The organism is Shewanella sp. MM_2022_3 (assembly GCF_022557375.1).
Taxonomy (GTDB): Bacteria; Pseudomonadota; Gammaproteobacteria; order Enterobacterales; family Shewanellaceae; genus Shewanella; species Shewanella xiamenensis.
Map to the genome: position 1 here is coordinate 41,737 of NZ_JAKZGV010000029.1, position 9,288 is coordinate 51,024.

The 9,288-nt window shown below is 46.2% G+C and carries 8 protein-coding genes and 1 pseudogene; 6 read left to right on the plus strand and 3 right to left on the minus strand.

Annotated elements, in window-relative coordinates; translation table 11 throughout:
• Nucleotides 1-116 precede the first annotated feature (116 nt).
• A complete protein-coding gene (queG, locus tag MMG82_RS14405; RefSeq protein WP_241407007.1) occupies nucleotides 117-1,298 on the plus strand; it encodes a tRNA epoxyqueuosine(34) reductase QueG in 1,182 nt (393 codons plus the stop codon).
• Nucleotides 1,299-1,315: 17 nt separating this feature from the next.
• On the opposite strand, the gene MMG82_RS14410 is transcribed toward queG, so the two are convergent.
• Entirely contained in the window at nucleotides 1,316-2,095 is a 780-nt protein-coding gene (locus tag MMG82_RS14410; RefSeq protein ID WP_241407008.1) for a TOBE domain-containing protein, read from the minus strand.
• Between the two features lie 202 nt (nucleotides 2,096-2,297).
• Between MMG82_RS14410 and modA the strand changes: the two genes are divergently transcribed.
• The 4 genes from modA (at nucleotide 2,298) to MMG82_RS14430 (ending at nucleotide 6,521) form a co-directional block, all read left to right on the plus strand.
• Entirely contained in the window at nucleotides 2,298-3,083 is a 786-nt protein-coding gene (gene modA, locus MMG82_RS14415) for a molybdate ABC transporter substrate-binding protein (protein ID WP_241407009.1), read from the plus strand.
• The gene (gene modB, locus MMG82_RS14420) at nucleotides 3,083-3,820 is read left to right on the plus strand and encodes a molybdate ABC transporter permease subunit (protein ID WP_144346007.1); all 738 of its coding nucleotides are present in this window, start codon (nucleotides 3,083-3,085) and stop codon (nucleotides 3,818-3,820) included. The genes modA and modB overlap by 1 nt, the downstream gene beginning before the upstream one ends.
• Nucleotides 3,814-4,899, plus strand: a complete 1,086-nt coding sequence (gene modC, locus MMG82_RS14425) for a molybdenum ABC transporter ATP-binding protein ModC (protein ID WP_047539378.1) — start codon at nucleotides 3,814-3,816, stop codon at nucleotides 4,897-4,899. The genes modB and modC overlap by 7 nt, the downstream gene beginning before the upstream one ends.
• 254 nt (nucleotides 4,900-5,153) lie before the next feature.
• Nucleotides 5,154-6,521 (plus strand): site-specific integrase, encoded by a 1,368-nt coding sequence (locus MMG82_RS14430; protein WP_241407010.1) that lies wholly within the window; start codon nucleotides 5,154-5,156, stop codon nucleotides 6,519-6,521.
• 14 nt (nucleotides 6,522-6,535) lie between these two features.
• Here MMG82_RS14430 and MMG82_RS14435 read toward each other — a convergent pair whose 3' ends face one another.
• A complete protein-coding gene (locus MMG82_RS14435) occupies nucleotides 6,536-6,763 on the minus strand; it encodes a helix-turn-helix transcriptional regulator (protein WP_011073625.1) in 228 nt (75 codons plus the stop codon).
• Nucleotides 6,764-6,928: 165 nt separating this feature from the next.
• Between MMG82_RS14435 and MMG82_RS14440 the strand changes: the two genes are divergently transcribed.
• Nucleotides 6,929-8,257: a DUF2628 domain-containing protein gene (locus MMG82_RS14440; protein WP_241407011.1), complete on the plus strand. Its 1,329-nt coding sequence runs from the start codon at nucleotides 6,929-6,931 to the stop codon at nucleotides 8,255-8,257.
• Between the two features lie 182 nt (nucleotides 8,258-8,439).
• Here MMG82_RS14440 and MMG82_RS14445 read toward each other — a convergent pair.
• Nucleotides 8,440-8,699, minus strand: a pseudogene (locus MMG82_RS14445) (IS4 family transposase); the annotation flags it as partial.
• Nucleotides 8,700-9,288 lie beyond the last annotated feature (589 nt).

Below are 9,288 nucleotides of genomic sequence, written 5' to 3' on the forward strand. Positions count from 1 at the left end.
CGCACAGAAGAAAGTAACAATTGCTGTTTGGCTTAAATCCCCGAAACACTAAACTCGTCCGTAGCGGCTTAAAACTGCTATCATAGAGCCATCTTATTAAGTTCAACGCAGCTTCCATGTCAACCACAGCAACCTCTCCCGCCAATATTCCCGACGCAGCAACACTTAGTCGTCTTGCCATGCAAATCAAGAACTGGGGAAAGGCGCTCGGTTTTGCCCAAATAGCGATTTGTGACACCGACTTAACCGCAGAAGAGGCTAAGTTGCAAACCTGGTTAGATAAGGGGTATCACGGGGAAATGGGTTACATGGCCACACACGGTATGATGCGTGCCCGCCCCCACGAGTTGCACCCTGGCACAGTTCGAGTGATTTCTGCTCGGATGGATTATTTGCCGCCAGAGGCGGGTTTTGCCACTAACTTAGCCTCGCCGAATATGGGCTATATCTCGCGTTACGCAGGCGGCAGGGATTACCACAAACTCATCCGTGCCCGCTTAAAAAAGCTGGGCGATCAAATCAGTAGCGAGCTTGTCGCCTTGGGGTTCGATGCCGCCGACTTCAGGCCCTTTGTCGATTCGGCCCCAGTGCTAGAACGTCCACTCGCCGAAAAAGCTGGCATAGGTTGGACAGGTAAGCACTCACTTATCCTTAATCACGATGCTGGCAGTTGGTTCTTCCTCGGGGAATTGCTGATCAACCTGCCGTTACCCGTAGACATTCCGATCCAAGAAGACTGCAACACCTGCGTGGCCTGCATCACCTCCTGCCCGACAGGCGCCATAGTCGAGCCTTATACCGTGGATGCACGGCGCTGTATTTCTTATCTGACAATCGAATTGCAGGGTGCCATTCCCGAGGAGTTTCGCCCCTTAATGGGAAATCGCATTTACGGTTGTGACGATTGTCAGTTGGTGTGCCCGGTCAATCGCGAGGCACCGCTGACTCAGGAGAGTGATTTCCACATTCGGCCTAAACTCAAGCAGCCTGAACTGCTCAGCTTATTTGCGTGGAGCGAAACCGAGTTTCTTAAACAGACCGAAGGCAGTGCCATTCGCCGTATTGGTCATCAGCGATGGCTACGCAATATCGCCGTAGCACTAGGCAATGCGCCGAGTTCGCCGCAAATCATCGCCGCCCTTGAGCAACGTAAAGCCCAAGCAGATGTCGATGATATGGTGAAAGAACATATCGACTGGGCCCTAGTGCGGCAACGTGCGGGCGGCTCACAAACCAATAACCGTAAAACGGAGCGACTGGTTAGGGTCATCCAAAAAGGCTTACCACGGGATGCCTAGCATCTTAGCTTAATGCCTTAATTCATACTGGCAACAATCACTTGTGTGGCATCAAAGCAGGCAAAGCATGGCTCGCCTACGTTGAGCGTTTGAATATCGGCCAGTGGCATCACCGAATAGATAATCTCTTTGCCACCAATTTCTATGGCTAGTTCAGCCTTATCGGCAAGTTCAGTCACACTCAGTAAGTGCCCACTGACGCAGTTTTGCCCCGCACTCTGGCAGGCATCACGACTGGCCGTCACCGCGGGCGCCTTAAACAACAATAGAATCGATTGGTCCAAAGCTAACTGCAGACGCTCAAAACTGGCATGGGTCACTGAGATTTGGATCGGTTGCCCCCCCGCCAATGTCACCTTCAGGCTGTCATTCAAACCGAGTGGCTCAATGCCGTGGATACGCCCCGTTAATTGGTTGCGAGCACTGGTTTTAAGGGAGAAATGCGCCATCACATCCAACAAACTGTGCATATCGACCGAATCATCCAGCAACGCTGACAGCGCCATTTCCTGCACCTGCGAGGTGATGGAATACACCTTAAGTAAACGCTCACCAAACTCGGTCAGTTTGGCGCCACCACCGCCCTTACCACCCTTTTCGCTGCTGACGACGGGCTCGGGCATAGTGGTATTCATCTCATTTATCGCATCCCACGCGGCCTTATAGCTGATCCCAGCCAACTTCGCGCCCTGGCTGATAGACCCAGTGTTAGCCACTTGGCGCAGCAAAGCTATCCGCCGAGGATTGGCGAAGGGTTTGTCCCCCAATGACAATGTCAGTAGTGCGTGTAAGTCCATGTTCCTGCGCGCCTTAGCTTAAGTGAATGCTATTGTCCCCGATCAATCTTGAGATACCAATACGCACGGTCGGAATTCTCCGCCGAGGTATTAGCGTTTTCGCCAATAAACCGAGCCGAGATCACTAATTTACGCATCGGGACTTGAACGATCGATATATAGATTGGTATATAACGATTACTTTTTATCACGGAGGAACACCATGAGCTCGCTCAAACACTTTTTACGCTTTACCACAGCCTCAGTCGTTGGCTTAGCCCTCAGTTGCAGCATCAGCTTTGCCGCAGACCAAGAACAAGTGACGGTTTTTGCCGCCGCATCACTCACGAATGCGCTTAATGAGATTGGCCAGCAGTACGAAAAGGAACATCAAACGAAAGTGATTTTCTCCTTTGCCTCCTCCTCAACGCTCGCCAAACAAATCGCTAATGGTGCGCCCGCCGATCTGTTTATCTCAGCCAACCAAAAATGGATGGATTACCTCGTCGAGGCCAAGGCGGTCAATGCCGATAGCCGTATTACTCTGTTAAAAAATACCTTAGTGCTGATTGCCGAAAAGAATAGCCCAGTAGACCAAGTAACACTGAACAGCGATTGGGATATTAAGGCCGCGGTCAATGGCAGCCGTTTAGCGGTGGGCGACCCTGACCATGTCCCAGCCGGACAATACGCCAAGCAAGCGCTTGAAAACCTGAATCTTTGGAAAACTGCCGAGCCACTACTGGCGAGAGCAAACAATGTCCGCGCCGCTTTAGCATTAGTGGAACAGGGCGAAGCCCCGCTCGGTATCGTGTACTCGACCGATGCCAAAGTCGCGCAAAAGATTAAAATTGTGGCGACCTTCCCCGCCACCAGCTATAGCCCGATTGAATATCCCAGCGCCTTAACTAAGCAAGAATCAACCGCCAGCGCTAAAGACTTTAATCAATACCTTCAAAGCTCTAGTGCAAAAGCAGTATTTGAAAAATATGGCTTTGGAGTGAACTAGTGCTGAGTGATGTTCTCTTGAGTGGCTCGCTGTTTAACGGGCCACTGCTCAGCGAATACGAAACCACCGCGCTGCTGCTGAGTCTCAAAGTCTCGGCGGTTGCCGTGCTCGCCAGTTTACCCTTAGGCATTTTATGCGCTTGGTTGCTAGCGCGCGTGGAGTTTCCCGGTAAGGCTATCTTCGACAGTCTCCTACATCTCCCACTGGTGTTACCGCCCGTGGTGGTGGGTTACCTGCTGCTCATCAGTATGGGGCGTCAGGGCGTAATCGGGCAGTGGCTCTATAACTGGTTTGGCATAAGTTTTAGCTTTAGCTGGCGAGGTGCGGCACTCGCCGCCGCAGTGGTCTCCTTTCCTTTAATGGTCAGAGCCATACGTCAGTCCTTCGAAACCGTCGATATTCGCCTCGAACAGGCGGCGCGCACCTTGGGAAGCAGCCGCTGGCGGGTATTTTTGACCATCACCCTGCCGCTCACCTCGCCCGGAATAGTGTCGGGAATGATCATCGCCTTTGCCCGCAGCCTAGGGGAATTTGGCTCGACAATTACCTTCGTCTCCAATATTCCCGGCGAAACTCGCACCATTCCGCTGGCCATGTATTCCTTTATCGAAACACCGGGGGCGGAATATCAGGCAATGCGCCTGTGTATCATCTCGATAGTGATAGCGCTGGCCTCCTTACTCGCCTCCCAATGGCTCACAAAAAAAGCCCTCAAAAGAACGGCAAGCGTATGTTAAACATCAATATTGAAAAACAACTCGGCCAACTACAACTCAAGGTGTACACCCATTTACCATTACAGGGCGTCACAGCCGTATTCGGCCGATCAGGAGCGGGCAAAACCTCCTTAGTGAATTTACTCGGCGGATTAACCACGCCAGACAAAGGCGAAATTAGCCTGGGCGATACACTATTGTTCAAGCATAAAACCGTTAATCTGCCCCCTGAAAAACGCCGAATTGGCTATGTCTTTCAAGAAGCGAGATTATTTCCCCATTACAGTGTGAAGGGCAATCTCACCTATGGGATGCGTCATAAAGCACCTGAATTGTTTGATAAAGTTGTCTCGCTACTGGGTATAGAAAAACTCTTAAGCCGCTATCCCAGCACACTGTCTGGCGGTGAAAAACAACGGGTCGCCATTGGCCGAGCCCTACTCACCTCGCCGCAAATGCTATTGATGGATGAGCCCTTAGCTTCCCTCGATTTACCCCGAAAACGCGAATTGCTGCCTTACCTACAAACCCTAGCGCAGGAATTGAAGCTACCAATCGTCTATGTGAGCCACAGCTTGGATGAAATCCTACAACTTGCCGACCATATGTTGGTGTTACATCAAGGAAAAATGATCGCCCAAGGACCGCTAACACAGGTATGGAATAGTGAACAAATGCGCCCCTGGGTACCATTGCAGGAATTAAGTTCGCTGCTGAGCGCCAGAATCGCCGACAGACATCCTGATTATCCAATGACCAGACTGTTGATGGATGACGGCAATCAGCTCTGGGTCAGCGGCCAATTGCCCCCCACCCATAAACAGTTAAAGGTACGCATTCAAGCGAACCATGTTTCGGTTTGCACTGAAGAACCTAAAGGCTCGAGTATTCGTAACTTACTAAGAGGAAACATAAAAGAGCTCTACCCCAGCGATAATGGCGAGCAAATTCAGCTAAAAATTGCACTAGGCAAAGAAGAACTGTGGGCCAACATCACCCCATGGGCTTGTGACGAGTTACAACTCGCTCCAGGAAAGGCTATCTATGCCCAAATCAAAGGCGTGACTATGACACAAATGGATATTGCCGAGTCCCACTAAGTTGCATGTTTGGAGCAAATTTAAGACACAAAAAAACCGACTCTAGGTCGGTTTGAGTCCCTTTGAAAGGGATGGTACCAGAGGACGGACTCGAACCGTCACGCTTTTAAGGGCGGCGGATTTTGAAAAGATAGTGTTTTATTTCTTATCAAAACTCAAATTTTTAGGTATTATTTTTCAGTAAGTTATCAAAAATTAGCTTGTGCTAATATCAACTTTGCAAATTCTTTGCAAAAACACCTCAGACACTGACCATGAGCAAACAACTCGAACGACACGATATCTCAGACGAATTATACGTCTATAAGCAGGACAATAGCGAGCGTTGGTACGCGCGGATTAAAGTTGCTGGCAAGTGGATTGCCAAAGCCACAAAGCAAAAGGAAAAAGAGAAAGCCATAGCCATGGCTCACCGCCTACAAATGGAATTTGGGATATTGCAGGAGCGTGGCCTTTTTGTTAGCTCCAAACGTTTTCGCGATGTAGCAGAAAAAGCCATTAGTGCCATGAAAGTTATTATCAAAATCGATACCGAAAAGAAAAATAAGACAGACAAAGACAAAGACAAAGACAAAGACAAAGACAAAGACAAAGACAAAGACAAAGACAAAGACAAACAGAATCCGAAAAAGCATAAGCTAACAACCTACATTCAGGTACTTCACAAGTACCATATCCCCTTTTTCGACCGAACTTACATCACCTCTATCGACAGTGACAAGCTACGTGAATTTGATAAATGGCGAATAGAGCAATTCGGCCGTGAGCCAGCAAAGTCGACGCTACTGAACCACAATGCTGCCATGCAGTTAGTGTTCAAAGAAGCGGTAGACCAGAAGTGGATGCTAGCCGCTCAAGTGCCATCCCTATCGACTAAAGGTGTTGAATCCCAGCGCCGTGCACACTTCACACCAGAAGAGTATGAAAAAGCCTTTGATGCAGTGGTTGCTTTGGAAGGAAACAGCCGCAAAGAAAAGAGCAGACAAATCCGTGAATTGCTCATCGATTATATGGAATTTGCAGTCTATACCGGCATCAGAGCGGGTACTGAGATGGATAATCTAACGTGGGGCGATATCCGCTTCCAGACCAATGGCACTGCTGTTCATTTATTTATTACCGTCACCAAAGGCAAAACCATAAAGCATACTGGCACTCGTGAGATTGTGTGTCGTGAAGAGGTTCTGTCGAGCTTACAAGCATTACGCGAACGATTCCCAAACCGGAAGCCTACTGACAAGCTCTTCCGATTAGCTGATGGCAGTACAACCAATGAGCTGACTAAAACCTTTGAAAAGGCATTAATCAGTGCAGGTTTAAAGAACTCACCGCATGGTGATAGGTCGCTTTACTCCTTACGGCACAGTTATATCACTTGGCAACTTTTAGCGGGGGTTAATATGGAAATCTTGGCTAAACAATGTGGTACCAGTGTTGCGATGATTGAAAAACACTACAGCCATGTAATCCCTAAGATGTTCAGTAAGGAGTTGTCTGGTGTTGACCTCGGTGAAGTAACAGTCAAAAAATCGATTAGAAAACGCAATGATAAAATCCTTAATGTATTCAAAGAAAAATATAAAGAGTGGGAAGCACACTATAAAAAAGTGGGTTGTATTTAAACATAAAACAACGCTTAAACTCTAAGAGATGCACGAGTTGGTAACAACTCGTGTGGCTCACAATCAAGCTCCTCTGCAATCTTATACAACATATCAAGCGTTAAGTTTACCTCTGCTCTTTCTATACGGCCGATGTAACTACGGTCAATTTCTGCCCTTAACGCTAATTCATCCTGAGATAAGCCTCTGAGTTTTCTCATTTTACGCATCGCATGACCTAATTCAGTCGCTAAAGTTTTCATAGTGTCTCCTTGATCACAAGGCAACCACTATGTGAATTTGCTTACCAACTAACCACGGATTATAATCCGCATTTGATGCTTATAGTCCTCTTTTAAGCCATTGAGCGCACTTGAGTTCTGTATATACAGCAACCAATAGCTCTATTCACATCACAAGGAAAAGTAATGAACTCCTACAACGTCATTTTTAAAGGTGAGATAGCTGAAGGAAAAGACCGTCACAAACTGAGTGTGGCCTTAGCAAAGTTTCTTAAAATTCCAGAAGAAAAAGCACACCTACTGTTTTCTGGAAACCCTATATGCATTAAGAAGGCCTTAAGTGAGGGTGAGGCTAATGCACTAAAAGCAAAGCTGAACTCTGTGGGGATTATTACCTACACCAAACTTGCGCCAGCTCAAACATCATCGACAAAATCTGTCGCCATAACACCTGAAACGCAACCCAAAGTGGCTACACCAACTAAGACAAAGCCTGTCATAGCCGTAAAACCAGCAGTGAAATCCTATGATGAATTAAGTAAAGGTTGGCAAAAGGTGTTTGCTGAGTTTGACCTAAGAGAAGCGGATAAATTAGGGCTACTGGCTTGCGCTAAACATCCAGCGCATACATCGAGACCTAAAAGTCAGCAGCTAAAGGCAAATTTTGTTGTTAACTTCAACATACTTGCGTTTCTGTTTGGTCCTTTTTATTACTTTGCCAAAGGCATGTGGAAGAAAGGACTTTACCTCACCTTAATGCTAATCATGGCAAACATTGGTATCTATATGGTTTGGGAGCTGTTTTCTGGCTCAGAGTTGATTGATAGGCTATTACCTTCGCTTAACTGTGCTATTTTTGCAGTACTGGCTAATTATGACTATTACCGCTACTACAAGCTCGACGAAACAGTATGGCCTTGGATACCAAAATGGATGCAAAACTGGTGGGGAATTTTAGTTGCGTATCTTTTTGGATTAGCAATCCTTTTGGGAGCTGCTTTCCTAAGTGTTGTAGCTGAAGAATCAGGGGGAACCAGTAGTGTCAAAAACAGTTATCTCAATGGATACGAACAAACCACGGTAGGCTTAGCCTTTGATAACTGGTCACCTTGTAATCAAGTGAATTGGGAATTACATGAAAGCACCAATGGTATCAGGACGGTGACATATCATTGCCGGACAGACCTATCTGTCTTCAAGAAAGCAGCGCATAACGAAGCTCTCAGAATCACTGGTGACGATAAAAAAGCTGTTCCGAAGACGCTGGAAGCCGCTTCATTACAAGTCGCCTTTATCCTAAACCATGATAACTCTTTTACAGTAGACCATGTCTTGTGGGACCTTGACCTCGGCCAAACTCATTCACAACGTTATGTTACAGCCAACAATGTCATGGTAGATATTTATCGAAATCAGCTTAGCTTGAGTGTTCAAGAACTTTTTACCGTGCAAAATCTACTGCTCAACAGTGTAATTGGGGAGCAGCGTAAATTTGAAAATAATACGGGCAAGTAGTTCCCATAAAAGTAGGATTAAGATAGTCAAAATAAGGTGTTATAGCTCTTTCCCCTGCTCAATAGTCACATTACATGGCCGTTACAGACATATGTACTGGTCACCACAAACTGGAAACTTTTACTTGAGAAATCTCAAACTCTACGGGTGACAGATCGTCATTAGCAGAATGAAGTCGCTCTAAGCAGCCACTTTACATGCCACTGATAAACCACCAGTCTTTCATGGTGAAGATGCGGGATGCCCAACAATCTATCCATGCGTTTTATCGAGTTTTAGTATGTATGCTGGTGCCATCAATATGCTGTCCTAAATGGGTTAGGGTGAGACAATCCGCATTAATGAGGGCTTTACAGGCGACCATGAGGGTATTGAGTCGCTTTCGATGGATTTCTAGACAATGTTGATAGAGAGATAAATGTAAGATAGTCAACACATGCACCTTGAAGCCCAGCGATTGAAGTTTGCTCGCACTTCCATCTGATCACACTTCAAGGTGCAAGTTCACTCTAATTCAATGATTTATTTGAAAATCATCAGGGGATTTTTCAGTACTTGACCAGCTTATATCAAGGCGATAAAAATCGCATGGCACAATACTTAGGAAGTGTCGACTAATTATTGATGGTTGTTTATGGAAAACTCGTTGGGCGCATAGGTCTGGATTAAGTACTGTTTAATAAAGCAACAAACACAGTATCTGCTCATAAAATAGTCTCTACATAAGTGAATAGCTTTTAGCTTCAATCAGATGTGCGAGTATTTCAATGAAAAACACCGACATGCTATCCTGACTGTTCAATTTTTAGGTTAGGTGCTCTCTCCTGGATTTTTGATAGTTTCCAAATAATGTAATCTGAGGCTTCATGGAAACTTGTTTCCATGAAGCATGTAATCAAATCAAATTTTTATAAAATATATATTAATTTATTTTTTATCTCTTCCATCTATCTATTATGCGAGTAACATTAAGAAAGCCGCAGCTAACTTTATCTATATTTCAACACTGACTTTACCAGTCACTTAACAAC

Excerpts from the sequence above, each read along its gene's own strand:
- queG (WP_241407007.1), top strand. The coding sequence starts at position 117 with ATGTCAACCACAGCAACCTCTCCCGCCAATATTCCCGACGCAGCAACA.
- MMG82_RS14410 (WP_241407008.1), bottom strand. The coding sequence starts at position 2,095 with ATGGACTTACACGCACTACTGACATTGTCATTGGGGGACAAACCCTTC.
- modA (WP_241407009.1), top strand. The coding sequence starts at position 2,298 with ATGAGCTCGCTCAAACACTTTTTACGCTTTACCACAGCCTCAGTCGTT.
- modC (WP_047539378.1), top strand. The coding sequence starts at position 3,814 with ATGTTAAACATCAATATTGAAAAACAACTCGGCCAACTACAACTCAAG.
- MMG82_RS14430 (WP_241407010.1), top strand. The coding sequence starts at position 5,154 with ATGAGCAAACAACTCGAACGACACGATATCTCAGACGAATTATACGTC.
- MMG82_RS14435 (WP_011073625.1), bottom strand. The coding sequence starts at position 6,763 with ATGAAAACTTTAGCGACTGAATTAGGTCATGCGATGCGTAAAATGAGA.
- MMG82_RS14440 (WP_241407011.1), top strand. The coding sequence starts at position 6,929 with ATGAACTCCTACAACGTCATTTTTAAAGGTGAGATAGCTGAAGGAAAA.